This is a genomic window from Pseudooceanicola atlanticus (assembly GCF_000768315.1).
Taxonomy (GTDB): domain Bacteria; phylum Pseudomonadota; class Alphaproteobacteria; order Rhodobacterales; family Rhodobacteraceae; genus Pseudooceanicola; species Pseudooceanicola atlanticus.
This window is the reverse complement of record NZ_AQQX01000003.1, coordinates 369790-393952: the sequence shown is the minus strand read 5'-3', so window position 1 is coordinate 393952 and position 24163 is coordinate 369790. Positions and strand designations below refer to the sequence as shown.

At 65.0% G+C, this 24163-nt stretch carries 22 protein-coding genes; 12 read left to right on the top strand and 10 right to left on the bottom strand.

What is annotated here, in order from left to right:
• The first annotated feature begins 38 nt into the window (after window positions 1-38).
• The 4 genes from ATO9_RS09750 (at window position 39) to ATO9_RS09735 (ending at window position 4867) form a co-directional block, all read left to right on the top strand.
• Window positions 39-1709, top strand: coding sequence for an AMP-binding protein (locus ATO9_RS09750; protein WP_043748631.1), 1671 nt, complete (start codon window positions 39-41; stop codon window positions 1707-1709).
• 23 nt (window positions 1710-1732) lie between these two features.
• Window positions 1733-2935 (top strand): acyl-CoA dehydrogenase family protein, encoded by a 1203-nt coding sequence (locus ATO9_RS09745; protein WP_043747903.1) that lies wholly within the window; start codon window positions 1733-1735, stop codon window positions 2933-2935.
• A gap of 10 nt (window positions 2936-2945) precedes the next feature.
• The gene (locus ATO9_RS09740) at window positions 2946-4049 is read left to right on the top strand and encodes an acyl-CoA dehydrogenase family protein (RefSeq protein ID WP_043747901.1); all 1104 of its coding nucleotides are present in this window, start codon (window positions 2946-2948) and stop codon (window positions 4047-4049) included.
• A 113-nt stretch (window positions 4050-4162) separates the two neighbouring features.
• The gene (locus tag ATO9_RS09735) at window positions 4163-4867 is read left to right on the top strand and encodes a nitroreductase (protein ID WP_043747897.1); all 705 of its coding nucleotides are present in this window, start codon (window positions 4163-4165) and stop codon (window positions 4865-4867) included.
• A 269-nt stretch (window positions 4868-5136) separates the two neighbouring features.
• Here the strand turns inward: ATO9_RS09735 and ATO9_RS09730 are convergent, their stop codons facing one another.
• The 7 genes from ATO9_RS09730 to ATO9_RS09700 all read right to left on the bottom strand — a co-directional run bounded on the left by ATO9_RS09730 (window position 5137) and on the right by ATO9_RS09700 (window position 10903).
• Window positions 5137-6417 carry an MSMEG_0569 family flavin-dependent oxidoreductase gene (locus ATO9_RS09730; RefSeq protein WP_043747894.1) on the bottom strand — a complete coding sequence of 427 codons (1281 nt, stop codon included), beginning with the start codon at window positions 6415-6417 and terminating at the stop codon, window positions 5137-5139.
• 11 nt (window positions 6418-6428) lie between these two features.
• Window positions 6429-6713 carry an MSMEG_0570 family nitrogen starvation response protein gene (locus ATO9_RS09725; protein ID WP_043747892.1) on the bottom strand — a complete coding sequence of 95 codons (285 nt, stop codon included), beginning with the start codon at window positions 6711-6713 and terminating at the stop codon, window positions 6429-6431.
• A complete protein-coding gene (locus tag ATO9_RS09720; protein ID WP_238318709.1) occupies window positions 6706-7689 on the bottom strand; it encodes a sll0787 family AIR synthase-like protein in 984 nt (327 codons plus the stop codon). Before ATO9_RS09720 ends, ATO9_RS09725 begins: the two co-directional genes overlap by 8 nt.
• The gene (locus ATO9_RS09715) at window positions 7686-8234 is read right to left on the bottom strand and encodes an MSMEG_0567/Sll0786 family nitrogen starvation N-acetyltransferase (protein ID WP_043747889.1); all 549 of its coding nucleotides are present in this window, start codon (window positions 8232-8234) and stop codon (window positions 7686-7688) included. Before ATO9_RS09715 ends, ATO9_RS09720 begins: the two co-directional genes overlap by 4 nt.
• Window positions 8231-9370: an MSMEG_0568 family radical SAM protein gene (locus tag ATO9_RS09710; protein WP_052418213.1), complete on the bottom strand. Its 1140-nt coding sequence runs from the start codon at window positions 9368-9370 to the stop codon at window positions 8231-8233. Before ATO9_RS09710 ends, ATO9_RS09715 begins: the two co-directional genes overlap by 4 nt.
• Complete coding sequence (locus ATO9_RS09705; RefSeq protein WP_043747886.1) at window positions 9363-10340, bottom strand: Nit6803 family nitrilase; 978 nt, start codon at window positions 10338-10340, stop codon at window positions 9363-9365. The genes ATO9_RS09710 and ATO9_RS09705 overlap by 8 nt, the downstream gene beginning before the upstream one ends.
• Before the next feature lie 80 nt (window positions 10341-10420).
• On the bottom strand, window positions 10421-10903 hold the full coding sequence (locus ATO9_RS09700) for an MSMEG_0572/Sll0783 family nitrogen starvation response protein (RefSeq protein ID WP_043747883.1): 483 nt from the start codon (window positions 10901-10903) through the stop codon (window positions 10421-10423).
• A gap of 286 nt (window positions 10904-11189) precedes the next feature.
• On the opposite strand from ATO9_RS09700, the gene ATO9_RS09695 reads away from it, so the two are divergent.
• Window positions 11190-12557 (top strand): aminotransferase-like domain-containing protein, encoded by a 1368-nt coding sequence (locus tag ATO9_RS09695; protein ID WP_043747881.1) that lies wholly within the window; start codon window positions 11190-11192, stop codon window positions 12555-12557.
• 312 nt (window positions 12558-12869) lie between these two features.
• On the opposite strand, the gene ATO9_RS09690 is transcribed toward ATO9_RS09695, so the two are convergent.
• Window positions 12870-13862: an NAD(P)H-dependent flavin oxidoreductase gene (locus ATO9_RS09690; RefSeq protein ID WP_043747879.1), complete on the bottom strand. Its 993-nt coding sequence runs from the start codon at window positions 13860-13862 to the stop codon at window positions 12870-12872.
• 260 nt (window positions 13863-14122) lie between these two features.
• On the opposite strand from ATO9_RS09690, the gene ATO9_RS09685 reads away from it, so the two are divergent.
• On the top strand, window positions 14123-14590 hold the full coding sequence (locus ATO9_RS09685) for a methylated-DNA--[protein]-cysteine S-methyltransferase (RefSeq protein WP_043747876.1): 468 nt from the start codon (window positions 14123-14125) through the stop codon (window positions 14588-14590).
• Window positions 14591-14657: 67 nt separating this feature from the next.
• On the opposite strand, the gene phaZ is transcribed toward ATO9_RS09685, so the two are convergent.
• Window positions 14658-15986 (bottom strand): polyhydroxyalkanoate depolymerase, encoded by a 1329-nt coding sequence (phaZ, locus tag ATO9_RS09680; protein ID WP_043747874.1) that lies wholly within the window; start codon window positions 15984-15986, stop codon window positions 14658-14660.
• Window positions 15987-16114: 128 nt separating this feature from the next.
• Here phaZ and ATO9_RS09675 point away from each other — a divergent pair, with 128 nt between their 5' ends.
• From ATO9_RS09675 to ATO9_RS09655, 5 genes are all read left to right on the top strand, one after another.
• On the top strand, window positions 16115-17953 hold the full coding sequence (locus tag ATO9_RS09675) for a PHA/PHB synthase family protein (protein ID WP_081979516.1): 1839 nt from the start codon (window positions 16115-16117) through the stop codon (window positions 17951-17953).
• Window positions 17954-18115: 162 nt separating this feature from the next.
• Window positions 18116-18559: a phasin family protein gene (locus ATO9_RS09670; protein WP_043747871.1), complete on the top strand. Its 444-nt coding sequence runs from the start codon at window positions 18116-18118 to the stop codon at window positions 18557-18559.
• Window positions 18560-18765: 206 nt separating this feature from the next.
• A complete protein-coding gene (locus ATO9_RS09665; protein ID WP_043747869.1) occupies window positions 18766-19368 on the top strand; it encodes a pyridoxamine 5'-phosphate oxidase family protein in 603 nt (200 codons plus the stop codon).
• A gap of 105 nt (window positions 19369-19473) precedes the next feature.
• The gene (gene phaR, locus ATO9_RS09660; protein WP_043747867.1) at window positions 19474-20034 is read left to right on the top strand and encodes a polyhydroxyalkanoate synthesis repressor PhaR; all 561 of its coding nucleotides are present in this window, start codon (window positions 19474-19476) and stop codon (window positions 20032-20034) included.
• A gap of 3 nt (window positions 20035-20037) precedes the next feature.
• On the top strand, window positions 20038-21003 hold the full coding sequence (locus ATO9_RS09655; protein WP_043747863.1) for a LysR family transcriptional regulator: 966 nt from the start codon (window positions 20038-20040) through the stop codon (window positions 21001-21003).
• 132 nt (window positions 21004-21135) lie between these two features.
• Here the strand turns inward: ATO9_RS09655 and ATO9_RS09650 are convergent, their stop codons facing one another.
• Window positions 21136-22908, bottom strand: a complete 1773-nt coding sequence (locus ATO9_RS09650; RefSeq protein WP_043747861.1) for a sensor histidine kinase — start codon at window positions 22906-22908, stop codon at window positions 21136-21138.
• Between the two features lie 59 nt (window positions 22909-22967).
• Between ATO9_RS09650 and ATO9_RS09645 the strand changes: the two genes are divergently transcribed.
• On the top strand, window positions 22968-24161 hold the full coding sequence (locus tag ATO9_RS09645; protein WP_043747858.1) for a cytochrome P450: 1194 nt from the start codon (window positions 22968-22970) through the stop codon (window positions 24159-24161).
• Window positions 24162-24163: the final 2 nt, after the last annotated feature.

The window sequence follows — 24163 nt, the reverse complement described above, 5'->3', positions numbered from 1 at the left end:
TGCCGTTCCAGGAAATTGATCACCCAGGGGAGGGGATGATGAGCGCAAGGGAACGTCCGTGGTACAAATGGTACGCCGAGGGGGTTGATCCGCATTTCCAGCCCGTTCCGCAGACGGTCAACGACCGGATGACGCGGGCCTTTGCCGAATTCTCGGACATCGTGATGATCGAGTATTACGGCAAGGAATACACCTATGCGCAGATGCACGGGCTGGTCAGTCAGGCCGCGCGGGCGCTGAAGGCGGCGGGCATCGAAAAGGGCGACCGGGTCGCGCTGCACCTGCCGAACTGTCCCTGGCATCCGATCTTCTTCTTCGGGACGCTCTGGGCGGGGGCGACGGTGACGCATCTGTCGCCGCTCGATGCCACGCGCGAGATCGAGCATAAGCTGAAGGATAGCGGCGCCAAGCTGGTGATTTCGCTGACCACGCCGGAATTCGCCGGGCGTTTCCCCGCGCTGCTGGCGGAGGGGAGCTGTCCGCCGCTCTACCTGTGCCCCGATCCGGTGTCGGCGCAGGGGCGCGATTGTCCGGTCCTGCCGGGCGCCCACGGGATCGAGGAATTGCTTGCCGGACACAGCGCGGAGCCCATGGAAGCGGCCGAAACGGCGCCCGAGGATATTGCACTTTTGCAATATACCGGTGGCACGACGGGCATTCCCAAGGCGGCAATATTGACACATTCGAATCTTGCCACGACGTCGCAGATGTATTCGGAGATGGGCAAGAACGAACCGTCCTCGAAGCCGGGGAAACCGGCTTTGGGCTATTCGCCGCTGTTCCATATCATGGGGCTGAGCTCGGGCATGATCAAACGCGTCAGCGAGGGCGGCACGATGTGCCTGCGCCTGCGCTTCGACGCGGAAAGCGCGATCAAGGAGATCGAGGAGAAGGGCATCGTCAGCCTCGGCGGCGTCCCGACGACCTGGATCGCGATCCTGGCCATTCCCGATATCGACAGCCGCGATCTGTCCTCGCTGGAATATGTCGGGTCGGGCGGCGCGCCGCTGCCGGTGGAGGTCTATAACCGCGTGAAGCAGCTGACGGGCCTGAAGATCCGGGGTGGTTGGGGCATGACCGAAACCTCGCCGGCGGGCACGACCGTCCCCAAGGGGATGCCGGACGAAAAGCTGGGCACGATCGGCGTTCCGGTGCCGGGCGTCGACATGAAGATCGTCGACGTGGACGATTGCGAAAAGGAACTGGGCCCCAACCAATCCGGTGAGATGGCGATCAAGGGGCCGAACGTCACGCAGGGCTACTGGAACCGCTCGGACGAGGAAAACGCCGCCTGTTATACCAAGGACGGCTACTTCCTGACCGGCGATATCGGTTACATGGATGAAGACGGCTGGTTCTTCATCGTCGACCGCAAGAAGGACCTGATCCTGTCGGGCGGCTTCAACGTCTACCCGCTGACCATCGAGAACGCGATCCACCAGCATCCCGACGTGCTGGAGGCGATGGTGATCGGCGTCCCCGACGCCTATCGCGGCGAAAGCGCCAAGGCCTTCGTGATGCTGAACCCCGGCGCGTCGAAATTCACCCTGGAAGAGCTGCAGGATTTCCTGGCCGACAAGCTGGGCCGGCACGAGATCCCGCGCCACCTGGAGTTCCGGGACGAACTGCCCCGGACCGCCGTGGGCAAGGCATCGCGCAAGATGCTGAAGGAACAGGAACTGGCCAGCGCGGCCGAGGAAACTGCGTGAAGAACGCCGTGTAAGGAGCTGACATGGAACTGAAATTCACCCCCGAAGAAGAGGCGTTCCGGATGGAGGTTCGCGAGTTCATCGAGGCGAACCTGCCCGATGAAACCCGCGAGCATCTGAAGAAGGGCAACGCGCCCACCAAGGACATGACCGTACAATGGCACAAGGCGCTGCACGAAAAGGGCTGGGCCACGCCGCGATGGCCGGCGGAATGGGGCGGGCCGGGCTGGTCGGTGACCCAGATGTACATCTTCCAGCAGGAAAACCAGCGCGCCGGTGCGCCCGATCCGCAGGGCTTCAACGTCGGCATGATCGGCCCGGTGCTGATCCAGTTTGCCAGCGACGAGATGAAGAAGAAGTTCCTGCCCAAGATCGCCAGCCTCGATTACTGGTTCTGCCAGGGCTTTTCGGAGCCCGGCGCCGGGTCCGACCTGGCCTCGCTCAAGACCTCGGCCAAGTGGGACGAGGAGGGCCAGCAATGGATCGTCAACGGCCAGAAGACCTGGACGACCTATGCCCAGCACGCGGACTGGATCTTCCTGCTGGTGCGGACCTCGAACGAGGGCAAGAAACAGGAGGGGATCTCCTTCCTGCTGGTCGACATGACGTCGCCGGGCGTGGAGGTGCACCCGATCCAGACCATGGATGGCGGGCACGAGATCAACTCGGTCTTCTTCACCGATGTGAAAGTGCCGGCCGAGAACCTGATCGGCGAGGTCAACAAGGGCTGGACCTATGCCAAGTTCCTGCTGGGCAATGAACGCCTGGGCGCGCCGCGCGTCGGGTCGTCCCAGGCCAAGCTGGAGCAGCTGAAGGAGATCGCCAAGGAACGGATCGTGCGGGGCAAGCCGCTCTGGGATCATCCGCGGTTCCGCGACAAGTATGTCGAGGCGCAGGTGGAGCTGAAGGCGCTGGAAATGACCGTGATGCGCGTGCTGTCGTCGATGCAGGCGGGGGCGGACCAGTCCAAGCCCGATCCTGCGACCTCGGTCATCAAGATCAAGGGAGCGCAGATGGTGCAGCGCATGACCGAATTGTTCGTCGAGATGGCGGGCGAACAGGCGCTGCCCTGGACCGATGGCGAAGAGGGCGACAATGCCCGGATCGGGCCCTACTGGGCCGAACGCGCCGCGCCCAACTATTTCAACTATCGCAAATCGTCGATCTACGGCGGCTCGGACCAGGTGCAGAAGGGGATCATCTCCAAGGCGATCCTGGGGCTCTGAGGAGGGACACATGAATTTCGAACTGAGTGATGAACAGCGCATGCTGTCGGACAGCCTGACGCGCTTCCTGGCCGACAAGTACGATTTCGAGAAACGTCGCAAGTACATGGGCCTGGAAGGCGGGCTGGACCGCGACATCTGGACCGGCTTTGCCGAGCTGGGGATTTTTGCCCTGCCGTTTTCCGAAGACGAAGGCGGCCTGGGCGGGTCGTCGGTCGAGACGATGATCGTGGGCGAGGCCATGGGCCGCGCGCTGGCCAACGAACCCTGGGCCGAGGCGATGGCGATTGCGCCGGCGCTGCTGCAGGCGGGCAGTGCCGAACAGCGCGCCGGTCTGGCCGAGGGGATCATCGGCGGAGAGATCATGCCAACCTGGGCGCATCTTGAACCCGGCATGATCGACCGCGGCGAGGACATCCAGACCGCCGAACAGGGCGGCAAGCTGTCGGGCACCAAGACGGTGGTGACTTTCGGCGCCGAGGCGGACCTGATCTTCGTGACGGCCAAGGGCGCCGATGGGCTGGGCCTCTACCTCGTGCGCAAGGGCGCGGACAGCATGGAGGCGCGGGCCTACAAGACCCAGGACGGCAAGCGCGCCGCCGAGATCACCTTTGACGGCACCCCCTGCGAGCCGCTGACCGGCGGGGTGTCGGCCGAGACCGCCATCGGCATGGCCGAGGCGCGCGCGCTGTCGGCGTCGATCGCCGAGGCGCTTGGCTGCATGGAAGTCGCCATCGACGAGACGGTGGAATACATCAAGGGCCGCGAACAGTTCGGCCGCCCCATCGGGTCGTTCCAGGCGCTGCAGCACATCGCCGCCGGCGCCGTGGTCGAGAAGGAGCAGGTCCGCTCCATGGCCATGTATGCCAGCGTGATGTGCGAGGATGAGGATGAAACCGCGCGCGACCTGGCGCTGTCCTCGGCCAAGGTGAAGATGTGCGATGCCTCGCGCAATGTGGGCCAGATGTCGATCCAGCTGCATGGCGGCGTGGGGATGACGATGGAATACGCGATCGGGCATTACTTCAAGCGGCTGACCATGCTGGAGATCGCCTGGGGCGACCGGGATTTCCACATGGACCGGCTGTGCGAGGCGGGCGGGCTGGCCGCCTGAGGGATCGCCCTCGCGGGCGATGGCCTCCGGCGGGAGTATTTTTGGCAAGATGAAGCAGGGGCGTGGCACATGGGGCTGCGCCCTTCGCGACAGGACAAGGCAAGGAGAAGAAGATGGACCTCGACGAGGCAATGCAGGAGCGGCGCAGCATCCGCGGTTTCACCGATGACCCGGTATCGCGGGAGTTGCTGGAGGAAATCCTGACACTGGCGAACCACGCGCCGTCCTCGATGAACACCCAGCCCTGGCACTTTCACGTGCTGACCGGTGAGGTGCTGGAGAACGTGCGCAAGGGCAATACCGAACGGATGCTGGGCGGCGTGCCCCCCTCGCGCGAGATCCCGGCCCATGGCAAGTACGAGGGCGTGCATCGCGACCGCCAGGTGGAGATCGCCAAGCAGCTCTTTGCGGCCATGGGAATCGAGCGCCACGATGCGGAGCGCCGGCAGGACTGGGTGATGCGCGGCTTCCGCCAGTTCGACGCGCCGGTTTCGGTCGTGGTGACCTATGACCGGGCGCTGAACGATCACGGCCCCGTCGCCATCTTCGACGCGGGCGCGGCGACCTATGGCCTGGTCCTCGCCGCCTGGAGCCGCGGCCTCGGGGCGGTGATCAACGGCCAGGGGATCATGCAATCGCCCGTGGTGCGCGAATGCGCCGATATCCCCGAGGACCAGGTGATCCTGACCTGCGTCGCGCTAGGCTGGCCCGACGCAACCTTCGAGGCCAACGCGGTCAAATCCCTGCGCCGCGAGACCGGCGAAGTCGCAACCTTCCAGGGCTTCGACGAGGCCGGGCAGGGGCGCCGCACCGGCTGACAGGGACGCCGGGCCGGCAAGAAGAAACAGGGCCGCAAAGGCCCTGTTCCCTCTTCATCTTGCCAGAAATACTCCGGGGGAGTCGCGCAGCGACGGGGGCAGAGCCCCCTGGCCCCCTTCGACCATCCGGCTCGCGGGTCATACCGAGCCGGATACCGCAACCCTCCGGTGATGGCGATCTGCGATAAACAAGCCGCATAGGATATTGGCAAACTGGACCCGCACTAGGTCGAAAAGGCTGGACGCGCAGGTCAGGTCAGGCTTTGCGTTTACCTGCCAACAGCGCCCGAGGTGACCCGGCAAGCCGAAGCGATACAGTCTGCCAGGTATCTGCTGTCCTCTTCGATTCCCAAAAAACGGCCCGATCCCCAGGTATTCAACCAGCCGAGGCCGATGAAGTAGAGGCCCGGCTGATCGGTCACGCCGCGCCTGTAGACCGGCTTGCCGCGTTCCTCGAAGACATCCGCCTCGATCCAGGAATAGTCGGGCCGGAAGCCGATGGCCCAGAGCACCGAGGTGATGCCCTGTCCGGTCATGTCGATCTCGGTGATCTCCTCCTCAGGTTCCCAGACCTTCTTGAACGGCGGCTCTTCCGGCGCGTCGATTCCTTCGCGCGCGATATAGGCGTCGATCTGGTCACGGATCCCGACATAGGACCGGTCGGCGTCGTCGAGGTTCTTCTTGAGGTCCGGCAGGAAGCGGACTGTGGTGCCGTCCATATCGGCAAGGGAACCGTAGAGCGACACGCCCGCGTCGACATGGAAGCGGCGCAGGTCGATCTCTTTCCCGCCGTCGCGGCCGGACATGTAGTGGTTGGTCTGGGTCATCGCCTTGACCGGGTCGGGGTGCCGGTCGATGGTGATGTCGTAGTGACCCGCATCGAATAGCCAGTCGGTCGCATCCCGGCCCCGGTATTTCCGCGGGCTGCGGGGGGCAGGGCCCACGGCGAGGTGCACGTCGCGCCCGGCGCGGGTGAAATCCTCCATGACCTGCACACCGGATTGACCTGTGCCGACGATCAGCACACCGCCCTCGGGGAGCTGATCGACATTGCGATAGTCGACGGAGTGTATCTGGAAGACGTCGGGCGTGAGGTTCTTGGCATAATCGGGCTCGATCGGGGTGTCGTAACCGCCGGTCGCGATCACCACCTGGTCACTGGTCCACGTGCCGATACTGGTTTCGACAACGTAGCCGCCGCTTTCCACGGGCGCGACGCGGGTCACGACGACCCCTTCGTGCAGGTTGGGCGCGGTGCGGTCGAGAAAGGCGTCGAGGTAATCGGTGATTTCATCCCGGAGCATGAAACCATGGGGATCGGTCCCGCCATAGTCGCGCGTGTAATGGAAATCCGGCAGACGGCATTGCCAGTTGGGGGTGACGAGGCAGAAGCTGTCCCACCTGTTCACCTTCCACGAATGGAACGCCTTGTTGCGCTCGAAGACGATGCTGTCGATCCCCTTCTGCTTCAGGCAGTAGGCTGTCGAGAGGCCCGCCTGACCGCCACCGACGATCACGACGGGGATATGCGGGGTCTGGGTATCTTTCATCGTCTCACTCCTCATTGGGTGATCTTCAGGCAGGTGACGGGCGCGCCCTTTGGGTCGAAGCCGGCGATGCGCTGTTCGATCCGGTCAAGCTGCCCCATGGCCAGCGAACAGGGGTGGCCATAGCGGGCCTTGACCCGGTTCGACGCGCGCTCCATCGCGATGCGGGACCGATGCAGGAAATCGGGAACGGGGTAGCTGAGCCCCGGCTCGAAGAGGTCGGTCACGACGGAGGATGGGGAGTAGAGCTGTTCCTCTGTCCCGTCGGGCCAGCGTACGGTCCAGAAGGTTTCAGGCATCGGACTGCCCGCCAAGGCCCAGATAGGGGGTGGCAGCGTGATCCCAGAAGAGGGCGGTTTCGCCAGCCCGGGTCAGGGTGACGGCGCTGCCTTCGGTGATCCGCCCGATTGCGCTGGCCTCGATCCCGCGCGCGGCAAAGCGGGCGGTGATATCATTGGCCTGGTCGGGCGCAACGGAGAGCAGGAAGCCGAAGCTGGGGAAGCTGCGCAGCCATCGGTCGATGGGCACGCCCGGAGGCGGGGTCACGGCGTCGATGTCGATCTCGATCCCGACGCCCGAGCATTCGGCCAGCATCAGCGCCGTCCCGGCGATGCCGCCCTGGCTGATATCCTTGCCTGCCGCGACCAGACCGTCTTCGGCCAGCGTGGGCAGCAGGTCCAGATCGCCGCGCAGCCGGTCCGCCGGGGCGTCGAGCGCGGCGCAGAAATTGTCGAAGTTGCGATAGGCCCCGCGATGATCCACGGCGGCGATCAGCAGGTCGCCTGGCTGCGCGTCGAAACTGGTGATCAGCGCCGTCGCCTTGCCGAAGACCGAGGTCGCCAGTCCGATGGAGGGCGCGGCGAGGTTCGTATGTCCGCCGACCAGCGGCACGCCGTAGGCGGCGGAGGCGTCCTTCAGCCCTTGCAGCACCGGTGCTGCGGTGTCCACATCCGGGGCCCAGACCTGATCGACCAGGGCCGTCGCGCGGCCGCCCATGGCCGCGATGTCCGACAGGTTCACCATCACGGCGCACCAGCCCGCGAACCAGGGATCGTCCGCAACGAAGGCCGGGATGAACCCTTCGCCGGCCACGAGGTCCCAGCCCGCGCCGTTGGGCAGGGCGGCGGCGTCGTCCCCGATGCGGCCCGTGCTCTCGGCGCGGAGTCCAAGCGCCCGGGTCGCGTCGGCGATCCCCAGCTTGGACCGGATGGAGGGATGATTGCGCAGCGCCTCGGCCATGGCCGAAAGGGCGGAGGGGACGGGATGCACCATCATGACGCGGCCCGGCTCTGCGTGCGGTGGTACCAGCCGGTGACCGGATCGGCGCAGGGCGGATAATGCGACAGGTCCACCTGCATCTTCATATGCGGCGTGCCGTGGATCGTGACCTTTTGCAGCGGCGTCCAGTGCAGCTTTTCGAAGAGCGGGACGTTCTGCATCTGAACATGGGCGAGGAAGGTGTCGCAGCCCCGCGCATTGGCGGTGCAGACGGCCAGCCGGATCAGTTCGGTTCCAAGACGGCTTACAGCGCGGAAGGCGCTGTCCACGGCCAGACGCGACCCCCACCAGAGGCGAGGACTTTCTTCGTGGATGCGCACCGTGCCAACCACCTGATCGGCCTCGTGGGCATAGGTCGAGAGCGCCACCAGATGAGTTGCGATCAGGTCGATCTCATCCCGATCATGGTCGGGAAATATCCGCTGTTCCTCGACGAAGGTCCGGTGTCGCAGGGCTTGTGCGCCATCCGCTTCGAACCGTTTGGAGGCCGCGCGGATGTAATAGCCGGGGCAGTGGAAGGCGCGGGGTTCAAGCTCGATCATGCGATCCTCCGTTCCTGCATGGGCGCAGAGTCGGGCGCCAGTTTCTCGTAGGTGGAGAGCGCGGAGCAGGCCCCGCATTTGCCGCAGCCTGCCTTCATGTCCGAGGACAGGATGCCATTGCGCGCGATCATCTGGCCGAGCGGGCGGAGGATCGAGGCCATGAATTCGGACGATGGTGTCGGGTGGCTTTCCAGCGGCGTGCCCGAGATCGGGACGAAAGGCACGACGAAGGGGTAGACGCCCATTTCCGTCAGCGTTTCGGCCATCGAGAGGATTGCCTCCCGCGTGTCGCCCAGACCGGCGAGGATATAGGTCGAGACCTGGCCGCGACCGAAGACCTTCACCGCGGCCTCAAAGCTGGAGAGGTATTTCTCGACCGGAACCGTGGCCTTGCCCGGCATGATCCGCTCGCGCACCTCGGGCGTTACGGCCTCGAGGTGCATGCCGAGCGTGTCGATGCCGGCGTCCAACATGCGCTGGTGCCAGGCATCATCCTCGGGCGGCTCGATCTGACCCTGCAACGGCAGGTCGACGGCGGCCTTGATCGCGCGGGCGCTGTCCACCATCACCTGCGCGCCCCGGTCCTTGCCCTTCGGCGTGCCGGTGGTCAGAACCATGTGCTTGACGCCGTCCATCTCGACCGCGGCCTTTGCGACCTCGGCCAGCATCTCGGGCGTCTTGTGGGCAATGGTGCGCCCGGCGGCGAGGCTTTGGCCAATGGCGCAGAACTGGCAGGTCTTCTTGCGGCTTTCGTAGCGGATGCAGGTTTGCAGTACTGTCGTCGCAAGCACGTCGCGGGAATGCAGCGCGGCGATCTGGCTGTAGGGGATGCCGTCGGCGGTCTTCAGGGCATAGAACTTTGCCTTGGTCGGGAAACGGACCTGCGCGACCTCTTCGCCATCCCGTGTCACGCGGGCGGCGCCGGTGTCGTCCGGGGCCTCGACCAGGTATGGGCTTTCGAAGCTGGGGGCGGTGTGCACGGGGATCATCACGGTCGTGTCGCCGATGGTGATCGCCTTGTGGTCCGACGGCCCTGCGCCGCCGCGTCGGCTTTCCTGTCCGGCGCGGGGATCGACGAGGCGCATCCCGTGGGTCTGGAGTTCATTGATCAGATCGGATTGGGCTAGGTCAGACATCCTGTTCCTCCTGAAAGGCGGGGTCGGGAAAGGGCGCGTCGTCTCGGGTGTGGCGGGTCACGGCGGGGCGGGTGTCGTGCAGCAGGCTCAGCATCTCGGGCCGCGCGTAATGGCCGACGCTGTCCATCATGCGCTTGCGCTTGGCGATCAGCCGCATGTCGAGATCGGCGATCAGGATGCCTTCGCCCTCGGTCAGGGGATCGGCCAGATGCCGTCCCTCGGGCGAGATGATGCAGGTCATGCAACCATCCCGGATCCCTTTCTGCAGCTTTGGGTCGGGGTGGATTTCGGCGATCTGTTCTTCGGTCAGCCAGCCGGTGGCGTTGACGACGAAACAGCCGGCTTCCAGCGCGTGGTGGCGCATCGTGACCTCGATCTGCTCCCCGAAGATCGGCCCGACGAGGGAGCCGGGGAAGTGACCTGCATGGATTTCCTCGTGCTGGGTCATCAGGGCGTAACGGGCGAGCGGGTTGTAATGCTCCCAACAGGCCAGCGCGCCGACGCGGCCGACGGCGGTATCCGCGACCTTGAGGCCCGCACCGTCGCCCATGCCCCAGACCATGCGTTCGTGGTAGGTGGGCGTGATCTTGCGCCGCTTGAGCGCCAGGGTGCCGTCAGCATCGAAGATCAACTGCGTGTTGTAGAGCGACCCGTGATCGCGTTCGTTCACCCCCAGCACCACGACCACGCCACGTTTGGCGGCGGCATCGGCCACCGCCTGCGTTTCCGGCGAGGGCACGACCACGGCCTCGGCGATCAGGTCCATATGCGGGGCGCCCTGTTGCACGGGCGGCAGGATGAACGAGAAGTAAGGGTAGTAGGGCACGAAGGTTTCGGGAAAGACGATGAACTGCGCGCCCTTGTCGGCGGCTTCGGCAATCGCATTGAGGACCCGTTCGATCGTGCCGGCCCGGCCCGACAGGTCGGGGGCGATCTGGACGGCCGCGGCGCGGATCGTGTCGGTTCGCATGGAATACCTCCGGTCGGAAGGGGCCGGGTCGGCGGAAGGGGCGGGGCCGACCCGGCGGAAAGGGCGTGAGCCCTGCGGGATCACACGGTCCAGGTGTCGATGATCACGGCGTTGTCCTTCTTGTGCAGAAGGATGCAGTCCAGCACGTCCTGCGGCGCGATGGGCGTGATGCCGGGCAGCAGCGACGGCTCGCCATGGCCATAGAGCGCCTGAAGCGCGAACCGGCAGGCATAGACCTTGCCGCCTTCGCCCATGAACTTGTTCAGGTTCGCGGCAAAGTTCTGGTGGCCGGGGAAGGCTTCGTCGCCCAGCGTCGGGAAGCCGCGCTGGATGCCGAGGGTGACGCCGGGGCCATACAGAAGGATCGAGGTTTCGTAGCCTTTCCGGTTCAGCCGGATGGCGTTGAGGATGTTCACGAGGCCGATGGAGCCTTCGAAGGCGACGGTATGGAAGGTGACAAGTGCCTTTTCGCCTTCTTCGGCTTTGACGTCTTCAAAGACCTTTTCCTCATAATTGACGAAATAGTCGCCGTCCTTGTGCGCTTCCTGGGTAACTGCGGGCATGATGATCTCCTTGCTGAGGGGTAATCATCTTGTGCGCTCTGAGAATTGTATGAATCAATTATCAGTGCAATGTACATACAATTAAATGCCCGATCTGGATTCACTTTTGCTCAGAACCCAAGCATGCTTGGTCTAAACCTGCGTGCTGCGTAATCACATTCTGTCTGCCGCATTCGATCTGAGTGTCCTCAATCTACCACACGAATCAATTGCCACCAATAATCCATACAATCCGCTTCAATTTTCCGGCGGGTTTCTGTAGGCACGGGTCAGAATGGAGCAAAGAATGATCGACTGGACCCCTGCGGATATCGAAAGCGGCAAGCCGCGCTACATCGCCATCGCCGAGGCCCTGGCCGCCGACATCCGGGCCGGGCGCCTGAAGCCCGGCGACCGCCTGCCGCCGCAGCGCCGTCTGGCAGAGCGGCTGAAGATCGACTTCACCACCGTGTCCCGCGGCTATGCCGAGGCGCAGGCCCGTGGTCATGTCGAAAGCCACGTCGGTCGCGGCACCTTCGTCCGCAGCACCTCTGTCAGCGCGGCCCCCGATCCGGCACGCTCCCGCGAAGAGGATCTGGCGATGAACATGCCGCCCGAACCCGTGGACCCGGAGCTGCGACGGCGGATGCAGGAGGGGCTGGGCTATGTCTCGAACAACCTGATCGACCTGTTGCGCTACCAGTCCTCGACCGGATCGGAACGCGACCGTGTCGCGGCCTCCAGCTGGCTCAGCATGCGGGGCATGGTGCCCTCGCTGGACCGGATCGCCGTGACACCGGGCGCTCATGCAACGATGACGGCGATCCTGTCGGTCATTGCCCGGACCGGCGACGTGATCCTGTGCGAGGACATCACCTATCCGGGGATTCGCAATATCGCCGGGCGTCTTCAGCTCAGGCTGATCGGCATCGCCGGAGACGAGAAAGGCATCCTGCCCGAGGCGCTGGACGAGGCGGTGCGGTTGCACGCGCCGAAAGCGCTCTACCTGAATCCGACGCTGCAGAACCCGACGACCCTGACGATCCCCGAAGACCGCCGGCTCGCCATTGCCGAACGGTTGCGCCATCACGACCTCAACCTGATCGAGGACGATGCCTATGGTTTCATTCCGGCCCGTGCGCCGGCCCCGATCGCGCTGTCCGCGCCGGACCTGACCTGGCATATCGGCGGTCTGGCCAAATGTATCGGCGCGGGGCTGCGTCTGGCCTACACCATCGCGCCGACCCCGCGTTGCGCCCACCACCTGTCACAGGCGATCCGGGCGCTGTCGGTGATGCCTTCGCCGCTGTCCATGGCGCTGACCACCCAGTGGATCGAGGATGGCACGGCCGACGGCATCCGGCGGTTCATTCGGTCTGAAACCGCGGCCCGGCAGGCCATCGCGGACGACGTTCTTGCAGGGCACAGCTATCAGTCGGCGGAAAACGCTTTCAACATCTGGCTCAGCCTGCCCAAAGGCGTGACGCGGGCGGATATCGTCGCCCGGATGGCGCGTCGCCCGATCGGCTTGATGCCTTCGGATGCGTTTACCGTGCAGGGCGATCCCGGCGAATACCTGCGGGTCAATCTTGGCGGCCCGTCCTCGAGGGACGCGCTGCGCGAGAACCTCAACAGGCTTGCCGCGGCGTTGTTGCCGAACACGTTCATGGGATGAGTGTCGCCCTTCCTGCCCGCAGTGGCCCTAGTCATCCATTGTGATGCCGCTCCCTCCCTCTGACGGAACGGCAACTGTCCGTCCCCACAGCATCAGGCGCCCTGAACCGCAAAGCAGACATCTCCCATACTGCTTTCAGTTGAGCCCGTGCGTCCGGGACGATCCCTTCGAAATCCCCCTCACTCCTTGCGGAATAGTGATCGGGGGCTTGCGGCCAAAGGGGACCGAAAGTCCAAACAACGGTAGGGCAGGACTGGGCTCCAATCCCAAATTGATGATGTCGCCCCGCCGTCAGGCGGGGCGACCTTTGGGTCAGGCGCGGGTCCAGCCCAGGGTCTTGGCCAGTCGGTCCTGTGCGGCCTCGTATTCGGCGGCCATCCGGTCGATCAGCTTGGCGGCGGGCAGGATTTCATCCACCGCGCCAATGCCCTGGCCGGAGCCCCAGATGTCCTTCCACTTCTTCGCCTTCGATCCTTCAGCCGAGCCGAAATTCATCGCCGACGGATCGGAGCGTTCCAACGCCTCGGGGTCCATGCCGGCCGCCGCGATGGAGGGCTTGAGGTAGTTGCCCCAGACCCCGGTGAAGAGGTTGGAATAGACGATGTCGGAGGCGCCGTTTTCGACGATCATCTGCTTGTAGCCTTCGACAGCGTTTGCTTCTTCGGTGGCGATGAAGGCGGACCCGGCATAGCCGCCATCGGCGCCCATGGCCTGGGCGGCGAGGATCGAGTCGCCCTTGGCAATCGCGCCGGACAGGTAGAGCGGGCCGTCGAACCATTCGCGGATCTCCTGCACCAGCGCCAGCGGCGACAGCGCGCCTGCATGGCCACCGGCGCCCGCCGCCACGGCGATCAGGCCGTCGGCGCCCTTGGAGATCGCCTTTTTCGCGAACGTGTCGTTGATGATGTCGTGCAGCACGATGGCGCCCACCGAATGCGCGGCCTCGTAGACCCATTCCTGCGCGCCCAGCGAGGTTATCCAGACCGGGACCTTGTGCTTGACGCAGATCTCCACGTCGCGTTCCAGCCGGGCATTGGTGCGGTGCACGATCTGGTTCACGGCATAGGGCGCGGCGGGGCTGTCGGGATTGGCCTGGTTATGGGCGTCGAGCTCTTCGTTGATGCGGGTCAGCCACTTCTCCAGCTCGATCTCCTCGCCGTCCTTTTCGCGCGCGTTCAGCGCCGGGAAGGACCCGACCACGCCCGACTTGCACTGGGCCAGCACGAGGTCCGGATTGGAGATGATGAAAAGCGGGCTGCCGATCAGCGGGATCCGCAGGTTCTGAAGTTGCTCGGGCAATGCCAATGTGTTGTCCTCCCTTGGTGCGGTCGAATGACCGCCGACTCGTCCGGCAGTTTATTGACTGTCCGGTCAGTTACGCAATTATCTTTCGTCCGCGACTCTTGTGGCAGGAGTTGACGTGCATGTCACGCAGGGCGCGGCGTAAACTTGTGCATATGCATCTTTTCTTTGGTGCGAGACCTGTGGGACGGCGCCGGGCAGGGCGGATTCGGGGGCAATTTCGGGGGCAAGACAGCCACTGCGCGCAGGGCTAGACTGCGGCAATGACCGAATCCACCACCATTCACCTTGTCGAGACGCCATTCGGCCCGTTCCACATGCGGGCGTCGGGCGGGGCCATCGTCGCGGCGGGCTGGCGCAAGATGCAAGGCGGTGCGCCCTGCGATCTGCTGTGCGAGGCGGCGGGGCAGGTTGCGGCCTATTTCGCCGGGACGCGTCAGGATTTCGACCTGCCCCTGCGGGTCGAGGAGGCCGACCTGGTGCAGAGGGTCTGTGACTGCCTGTGCGCGATTCCCTTCGGCGAGACGCGCACCTATGGCGACCTGGCGAAGCAGCTGGGCCGCCCGGCCCAGGCCGTGGGCCAGGCCTGCGGGCGCAACCCGATCCCCGTCATCATCCCCTGTCACAGGGTGCTGAGCGCCACGGGGCTGGGCGGATTTTCCGCCCCCGGCGGGGTCGAGACGAAAGTGGCGCTGCTGAAACACGAAGGCGCGGCGGGTCTGCTGATCTGAGGCACTTCAGATCGGACCGGTCGCGCCTTGTGATTTTGGCCCCGGTCCCGAAGGACCGGAGGGCTGATTACTTGGCCACGCTCAGCTTGGGGCTGCCGGACTTGGCCGGCGCGTCGCTTTTCGCGGCGGCCTTGGTGGTCTTGGCCGGCTGGGCCGTCTTGGAGCCGCCGGCATTGGCGTCGATGAAATCGAGCACGAGCGGGCGGATGTTGTTGCGCCATGAGGAGCCGGCGAAGATGCCGTAATGGCCCGCGCCCGGTTCCAGGTGGCTGGCCTTCATCTTGTCCGGCAGGCCGGTGCAGAGATCGAGCGCCGCGACGCACTGGCCGGGGGCCGAGATATCGTCATTCTCGCCCTCGACCGTCTTGACCGCGACATTGGTGATCTTGCCGATATCGACCTTGTGGCCGGCGACGACGAATTCGTTCTTGGCGATCTCGCCCGCCTTGAAGATGCGTTCGACGGTGGTGAGGTAGAATTCCGCCGTCATGTCCATCACGGCGAGGTATTCGTCGTAGAACCGGTTGTGGTGATCGTGATCAGAGGCCTCGCCGTTCATGACGCGGAAGATCTGGTCCTGGAACGCCTTGGCGTGCTTTTCCCCGTTCATCGAGATGAAGGAGGTCAGCTGAAGCAGGCCGGGATAGACGCGGCGGCCGATCCCCTTGTACTTCATGCCGACGCGCTGGATCATCATTTCTTCCAGTTGGCCCATGGTGACGGAATGGCCGAAATCGGTCACTTCGGTCGGGGTGGCGTCCGGGTCGATCGGGCCGCCGATCAGGGTCAGCGTGTTGGGCTGCGCCTCTGGGTCGATCTCGGCCAGATAGGCGGTGGCGGCGAGCGTCAGCGGCGCGGGCTGGCAGACCGCGATCACGTTGATGTCGGGGCCCAGCTCTTTCATGAAATCGACAAGGTAGAGGGTGTAATCCTCGATATCGAACTTGCCGTCCGAAACCGGGATGTCGCGGGCATTGTGCCAGTCGGTGATATAGACCTCGGCATCGGGCAGGAGCGATACGACCGTGGACCGCAGGAGGGTCGCGTAATGGCCGGACATCGGGGCGACGATCAGGATCTTGCGCTCCTGTTCCTCGCGGCCCTGGACGTTGAAGTGGATCAGGTCACCGAAGGGCCGGGTCACGACGGGTTCGATCGACACCAGGTGGTCGCGGCCATCCTGGCAGGCGATCGAGTGGATGCCCCAGTCGGGCTTGGCCACCATCCGCTGGAAGGAGCGTTCCGTGACCTCGCCCCAGGCCGCCAGCCAGTGCAGGGCCGGGTTGGGAACGAGAGAGAAAGCGGGGTAGGAGGCCATCGAGAAAGCCGTCGCGCCCAACCACTGGTTGGTGTTGCGGATCGACTCCATAAAATCGTAAGTTGCCATATAGCGCATGTGCGTCTCCCGGGGGATCTGAACGGGCAAGTTCGGCGTTTGTGTCACGTTGCGCCCCGGAGGAGGAGGCCTACAAAAGTGCACCATACCGATGCTGCATAGCAGCAATCTAGGGGGGAAATGTTAACATGGCAACTCATGATAACGGCGGAGCCAAAAACGGCTCGGATCACGGGGACACCGTGGCAGATGACCCACATGCCGCCCTGGAGCGGCTGAACGCCAACCTGGCCAAGGTCGATGACCTGACCCAGCGGCTGACCGCCGCGTTGCAGAAACGCAGCCCTGTCAACGCCGCGCTGAACGCCCCCGATCCGGAGGTTTTCACCAAGGGCGCGGCGGCCTGGTGGCAGGAAGTGATGCATAACCCGGCCCGCGTCTTCGAACACCAGGCGGAGTTCTGGTCGAAATCCGTGCAGCATTTCCTCGAGGCGCAGCAGGCCCTGGCCAAGGGCCGGTTGGAAACCCCCGAGGACAAGACCCCCAGCGATGCGCGGTTTTCCAACCCGCTGTGGCAGAGCCATCCCTGGTTCAACTTCATCAAGCAGCAATACATGCTGAACGCCCAGGCGATCCGCAACGCGGTGGAAGATGCCGAGGGGCTGGACGATACGGAAAAGACCCGGCTGCGGTATTTCAGCCAGCAGATCGTCGACATGATGGCCCCGACCAATTTCCTGGCCACCAATCCCGACGCGCTGGAACGTGCGGTCGAGACCGAGGGCGAGAGCCTGGTGAAAGGGCTGGAGAACCTGGTCGCCGATATCGAGGCCAATAACGGCGAGCTGATGGTGCGGCTGGCCGATACCGATGCCTTCAAGGTCGGCGAGAACGTCGGCGCGAGCGAGGGGCAGGTGGTCTTTCGCAACCACATGATCGAGCTGATCCAGTACGCGCCGCGCACCGAGGAGGTCCACGCGATCCCGCTGGTGATCTTTCCGCCGTGGATCAACAAGTTCTACATCCTCGACCTGAAGGAACAGAACTCCTTCATCAAATGGGTGACGGAACAGGGGATCACCCTGTTCGTCGTGTCCTGGGTCAATCCCGACCGGTCTTACGCCGATACGGGGATCGAGGATTACATCGAGGACGGCTACCTGAAGGCGATCGAGACCGCCAAGGAGATCACCGGCCAGAAGAAGGTCAACGCCATCGGCTATTGCATCGGCGGCACGACGCTGGCGATGACCCTGTCGCTGATGAAGAAGCGCAAGGACAAGTCGGTCAACACCGCCACGTTCTTTACCGCCCTGACCGATTTCGCCGACCAGGGGGATTTCACGCCCTTCCTGCAGGATGATTTCATCGACGGGATCGAGGCCGAGGTGGCCCAGACCGGGATCCTGCGCAGTCATATCATGGCGCGGACGTTCTCGTTCCTGCGCTCCAACGACCTGATCTATCGCCCGGCGATCCGCAGCTACATGATGGGGGAAACCCCGCCCGCCTTCGACCTGCTGTTCTGGAACGGCGACGGCACCAACCTGCCGGCGAAGATGTCGATGCAGTACCTGCGCCAGCTGTGCCAGCGCAACGAGTTCGTCACCGACGGGATCGACCTGCTGGGCGAAACGCTGCATGTGAAGGACGTGACCCTGCCGGTCTATGCCGTCACCTGCGAGACCGATCACATCGCCGCCTGGAAGGCCAGTTATCGTGGCGTGCAGAAGATGGGGTCCAAGGATCGCACCTTCATCGTGTCCCAGTCGGGCCATATCGCGGGGATCGTGAACCCGCCTTCGAAGAAGAAATACGGCCACTACACCAACGAGGATTTCACCCTGCCGCCGGAGGAATGGATGGCCCAGGCCGAATTCCACGAAGGCAGCTGGTGGCCCCGTTGGGGCGACTGGATCAAGGCGCAATCGGGCAAGATGGTGCCCGCGCGGGAGCCGGGAGATTCGACTCACCCCGCGCTCTGTCCGGCCCCCGGAACTTACGTGGCGGCACCCCTTCCGGCCTGACGCCAAGGCGCGGCGGTCGCCATCGTGCCGGAAATGCTGAATTTTCTGCGGTGCAGCAAAAAGACTTGATTTTCTGCGCCGCAGCATTCATATTCTGTCTCAGGAAACGCAATACACGGGAGCAATCAGAAGGCTCCCGTCGCCTGAGAGAGGAATTCAACGATGGCCAACACTCAAGACTTCACCACCATGATGAAAGACATGATGGGCGCATTCCCCGTCGACACGAAGGCCTTTGAAGACAGCTTCAAGACCTCCGCTGCACTGAACGAAAAACTGTCCGGCGTTGCGCTGGAAGCAGCCGAAAAGTCCAGCGAAGTGTCGTCCAAGTGGACCAAGGACACCCTGACCAAGATGGCTGAGCTGTCCAAGGTCAAGGCAGAGCCGGCCGACTACGCCAAGGCAATGTCCGACTTCGCCACCTCGTCCGCCGAAATGGCTGCCGAGCACATGGCCGCCTTCGCCGAGATCGCGAAGAAAGCCCAGACCGAAACCGTCGACCTGATGATGGCCGCCGGCAAGGACATGGCAGAAGAAACCTCCGCGGCCGTTCAGAAAGCCACGAAGGACACCACCGCAGCCGCCAAGAAGGCCGCAGCGAAGTAAGATTTCAGCCACGTCCCCATTCTCCTCCCTAGACCGGGACGTGACAGGAACGGGCGGGTCCGCAAGGACCCGCCCGCTTTGCGTTTGAGGGCTGTCCCCCTGCGCAAGCCCGGGCTTTCAGGCTTTCCCGCCTGCGGCAATGGCGCTACCACGGTGCCGGCGGACAATGGGCCCGCGCCCGCCGCTGGGCCAAGGGGAGACACCTGATGGACAAGATCACCGACATTGCCACCCTCGAAGCGATCTACGGCGATGCCGTGCCGCGCTCGATCGACAAGGTGCTGACCCGGATCAGCCCGGCCTATGCGCGCTGGATCGAGGCCTCGCGCTTCGTGATCCTGTCGACCGTCGGACCCGAGGGCACCGATGCCAGCCCGCGCGGCGACGATGGCCCGGTGGTGCGGATCGCGGATGCGCAGACGGTGCTGCTGCCCGACTGGATGGGCAACAACCGCATCGATTCCCTGCGCAACGTGGTGCGGGACCCGCGCATGAGCCTGATGTTCATGGTGCCCGGATCGACCAATGTCGTGCGCATCAACGGGGCAGGGGCGGTCAGCGCCGACCCGGCCCTGCTGGCCTCTTTCGAAAAGAAAGGCCGCCAGCCGCGGACCGTTCTGCGCGTCACGGTTGAAGAGATCTATTTCCAATGTGCCAAGGCGCTGATGCGCTCAAGGCTCTGGGCCGGGATCGAAGACGCGCCGAACGTGCCCAGTGCGGGCGATTTCGTGCGCGAGGTCGACGAGGGATTCGACGGGGCCAGCTATGATGCGGGCTATCCGGACTATGCGAAGGAACGGCTCTGGTAGCGCTTGCGCTGCACCTGCAGTTTTCGTGCATCGGTTGGAAACCCTTTGCAATTCTGCGCTGACACCATAAGCTGTGCTGCAGTGCTGCAATGGGAGGGATGACCCGTGGCTGATACCGAAAAACCGCTTCTGATCAAACGTTACGCGTCGCGACGCCTCTACAATACCGAGACCAGCGACTACGTGACGCTTGAGGATATCGCGGGGTTCATCCGGGATGGCCGCGAGGTTCAGATCGTCGATCTGAAATCCGGTGACGACCTGACCCGGCAATACCTGCTGCAGATCATCGCCGAACATGAAAGCCGCGGAGAGAACGTTCTGCCGCTGGGCGTGCTGACGGATCTGGTCCGCAGCTACACGACCCAGGCGCAATCCGTGGTGCCGCAATTCCTGGCCTCCTCCTTCGAAATGCTGCGCGACGGCCAGTCGAAGATGATGGAGAACATGAACGCCATGAACCCGATGGCCAAGATGCCCGGGTTCGAGGCGATGCAGGCCCAGCAGGAGGCCTTCCTCAAGGCGATGTCCGGCGGCCTGGCGTCGAACTGGTCCGGCCCCGGCCAGGAGGAGGGCAGCGAGGAGAAGTCCGGCAAGGACGATGACCTCGACACGATCAAGAAGCAGCTGGCAGAGCTTCAGAGCAAGCTGAACAAGATGAGCTGATCCATGCAATCGAGCCCCGGCCGGATCACGCTCTGGGGGATCGAGGTTTTCGTGGCCACGGCGGAGGAACGGTCCATCACCGCCGCGGCGCGGCGTCTTGGCGCCTCGGCCTCGGCCGTGTCCCAGCAATTGACCAATCTGGAAACCGCCCTTGGCGTGCCGCTCCTGGTGCGCAATGCGCGCCCCGTCACGCTGACCCGCGCCGGTGAGGCGTTCCGCCGCCGTGCCCAGTCGATCCTGAACGAGGCCGCACAGGCCCGGGCCGAACTGGCGGTGGCGGGCGGATCGGCGCTGCGGCGCCTGCGCCTCGGCGTGATCGAGGATTTCGAGGCCGACGTGACCCCGCAATTGTTGATCCGCATGGCGGACCGGCTGGATGGCTGCCAGTTCCTGCTGGAAACCGGCGCCTCCCACGGTCTCTACGATCAGCTGGAGGCCGAGGCGCTCGACGTGATCGTCACCGCCGAAATGGGCCCGGCCCCCCCCTGGGCCGAGATCCACCCGATCCTGTCCGAAGGCTTCGTCGTCGCCGCCCCGCGCGGCATGACCGACCCCGACAAGGATCTGCTGGCACAGCTCAAGGCGCATCCGCTGATCCAGTACACGACGCGCCACCATATGGGCCGGCTGATCGCCACCCACCTGGCGCAGCAGAACCTGACCCTGGCGCATCGCTTCGAACTGGACAGCTACCACGCGATCCTGGCGATGGTCGGGCAGGGGGTCGGCTGGACGATCCTGCCGCCGCTGGCGCTGATGCGCGCGCGCCGCCTGCTGCCAGATCTGGAACTGCGCGGTCTGCCCTTCGCCCCGGTGACGCGGCGCATCGTTCTGATGGCGCGCGAGGGCATCCTGGAAGACGTGCCCGCCCAGGTCGCACAGGACCTGCGGAGCCTGCTGCAGGAGATCGTCATCTCGCCCGCCGTCGATGCCTATCCCGATCTCAGCGCGAGCCTCAAGCTGCTGTAACCCGCGCCGCCACAAATCGCGCACCGCGTCGGCTCCCGCGCCGGATCCTTTTCATCTTGCCAAAAATACTCCCGCCGGAGGCATCCTGTCCCGTCAAACCGGACAGGTCCCGGATCAAGGGGCCCTGGCGGCTCAGGCTGCCCGTTCACCCGGCACCGGTTCCAGCTCCACGGTGAAGACCGCGCCGCCATCCTCGCGGTTGCGGCCCTGGATCGCGCCGCCGAAGCTCTGCACCATGCCATACGAGATCGACAGGCCCAGCCCCATCCCCTCGCTCGCGCCGACCTCCTTGGTGGAATAGAACGGATCGAAGATGCGTTCGGGCTGGGCGATGCCCGGTCCGGTATCGGCGACGCGGATCGTGGGGCGGGGCGTGTCGGTGACCGACAGCGTCAGTTCGCGCCGCTCGGTGCCCGCCATCGCGTCGGCGGCATTGGTGATGAGATTGACCAGCACCTGGACCAGCCGCACCTCGCCCGCCAGCGCCGGCATGGGGGTGTCGGGGGCCGTCCAGTGCAGCGTGATCGCATCCTTTGCCAGCCGTGCTTCGGTCATTTCCAGAGCGGTGGCGATGACCTGGGCCACGTCGACCCGCCGCGCCGGTTCACTTTCCTGGCGGGCGAAGGCGCGCAGGTTGCGGATGATGCGGCCCATCCGGCCCGACAGCTCCTCGATCCGCGAAAGGTTGGCGCGCGCCGTGTCGGTCTTGCCGCGGTCGAGGAACAGCGCGCCGTTCTCGGCAAACTGACGGATCGCCATCAGCGGCTGGTTCAGCTCGTGGCTGAGGCCCGCCGACATCTGGCCAAGCGCCGACAGCTTCCCGGCCTGGACGAGGTCGGCCTGGGCCTGTTTCAGCGCGGCCTCGGCCTCCTGCCGCTCGGTGACTTCGCGGCGCAGCATCATGTTGGCGCCCGACAGTTCCGCGGTGCGGGCCAGCACGCGGTTTTCCAGCTGGGCATTGGCCCGCGCCAGCACCCGGCGGCGTTCCGTGGCCCAGAAGATCACCGCCCCGAAGGCCAGCAGCACCAGCGCGACGACCGCCGCCTGCAGCGCGGCCAGCCGTCCGGCCTGGGTCACGTCGATGAGGGCGGTGGCGTGCATGCCGATCTGCGGCATCTCGCGGCCCAGCCGCAGGGCGGGGTCGGGGACATAGGGGCTCAGATCCGCACGCCAGATCTCGTGCCCGCTGATATTGCTGCGTCGCACCGGCACGGGGTCCCCTTCGGGGGGCAGAAAGCTGCCCGCGGTTTCGCGCCAGTTCAGCAGCTCGGACCGGTTGGTGATGAAGACGCGGCCCGCATCGTCGGTGAAGAAGACCGAAGGCCGATCCCCCCGCCAGACGCCTTCGACGTGGTCGATATCCACCGCCACGACCAGCACGCCGCGCACGCCGCCGTTAATGCCGAAGCTGGGCGCGGCGAAGATGTAGCTGCGCAGACGCTCCGGCCCGTAATAGCCGATCCCGGTGCCAAGCGCCCCGGTCAGCGCCCTTTGGAACGTGGCGGAGGCGCGGAAGGCCGACACCTCCTGCGGGGTGACGGTGCCGGCCCGCGCCTCGGCCAGGATCGCGCCCTCGGGCGAGAACCAGGCGAGGTTCAGCGCGGTGGTCCGGTCCGCCGCGGCCAGCAGCAATTCCGAGGCGCGGTTGCGGGCGAAGGGGCTGCCGGCGGTGTCCGACAGGACCGTGAGGTGGGGGTGGGTGGACATCAGAACGGCCAGGTCCTGGTAGCGTTGCAGCTGTCCGGTCAGTCGGTCGACGGTCAGGGCGAGGTCCGCCTCGCCACGTTCGGTCAGCGGGTCCAGCGCCTGGGCATAGCTGCCGCGCCAGACCGCCCAGGCGACGGCGAGGGTCAGGCAGAGAAAGGCCGCGATCGTGGCGGCGCGCCGCAGGTAGGAACGTGTCATTGCGTCCTTATACCGATCCCCCCCTTGCCTTGGGAAGTCACCCATCAGATAGAGCGCGCATGGCCCAATTGATCCAATCCCCGACCGATCCCGATTTCGTCCAGAACCCGTACCCGTTCTATGCCCGCGCGCGGGCAGACGGTCCGCTGCACGAGTGGCAGGATTACGGGATGATGGCGGCCTTCACCCATGACGCGGTGCAGGCCTTGCTGAAGGATCGCCGCTTTGGCCGCGAGGTCCCGGTGGAAATGGCGCCGGCCATCCCCGACCACCTGACGCCCTTCTACGATATCGAAGCGCATTCCATGCTGGAGCTGGAGCCGCCCCGCCATACCCGCCTGCGGGGGCTGGTCTTGCGGGCCTTCACCTCGCGCCGGATCGCGTCGCTGGGCCCGGATATCGAGGCTCTGGCGCATCGGCTGATCGACGATTTCCCGGAGGGCGAGTTCGACCTTCTGCCGGCCTTTGCCGCACCGTTGCCGGTGATCGTGATCGCCCGGCTTCTGGGCGTGCCCGAGGACATGGCGCCGCAATTGCTGCGCTGGTCGAACGCGATGGTGGCGATGTACATGGCCAGCCGCACCCGCGCGACCGAGGATGCGGCGGCCAGCGCGGCGGCGGAGTTTTCCGATTACATGCGCCGCTATATCGACGCCCGCCGCAACGATCCGCGCGACGACCTGATCACCCAGCTGATCGCGGCGGAGGAGGACGGAGAGAAGCTGTCCACCGACGAGATGATCACCACCTGCATCCTGTTGCTGAATGCCGGGCACGAGGCCACGGTGCACACGATCGGCAACGGGATGGCGACGCTGCTGTCGGACCCGCATCGCGAACGGCTGGCCGAGCTGACCGCGCCGGACAGCATCGCCGCCACGGTCGAGGAGGTGCTGCGCTACGACCCGCCGCTGCACATGTTCACCCGCTATGCCTACGAGGATGTCAGCGTCTTCGGGCATGATTTCAAACGCGGCGACCAGGTGGCGCTGCTGCTGGGCGCGGCCAATCGCGACCCCGCCGCCTTTGCCGATCCCGACCTGTTCGATCCCGCGCGGCCCGCACGGACGCATTCCGGGTTCGGCGGCGGGCTGCATTTCTGCATCGGTGCGCCGCTGGCCCGGCTGGAGCTGGTCACGGCGCTGCCGGTGCTGGCCGCGCGCTGCCCCGATCTGAAGCTGGTCGAGACCCCGCGCTATGGCGACACCTACCATTTCCACGGGCTGGAGCGGTTGATGGTGCGGGCGGGGTGAGA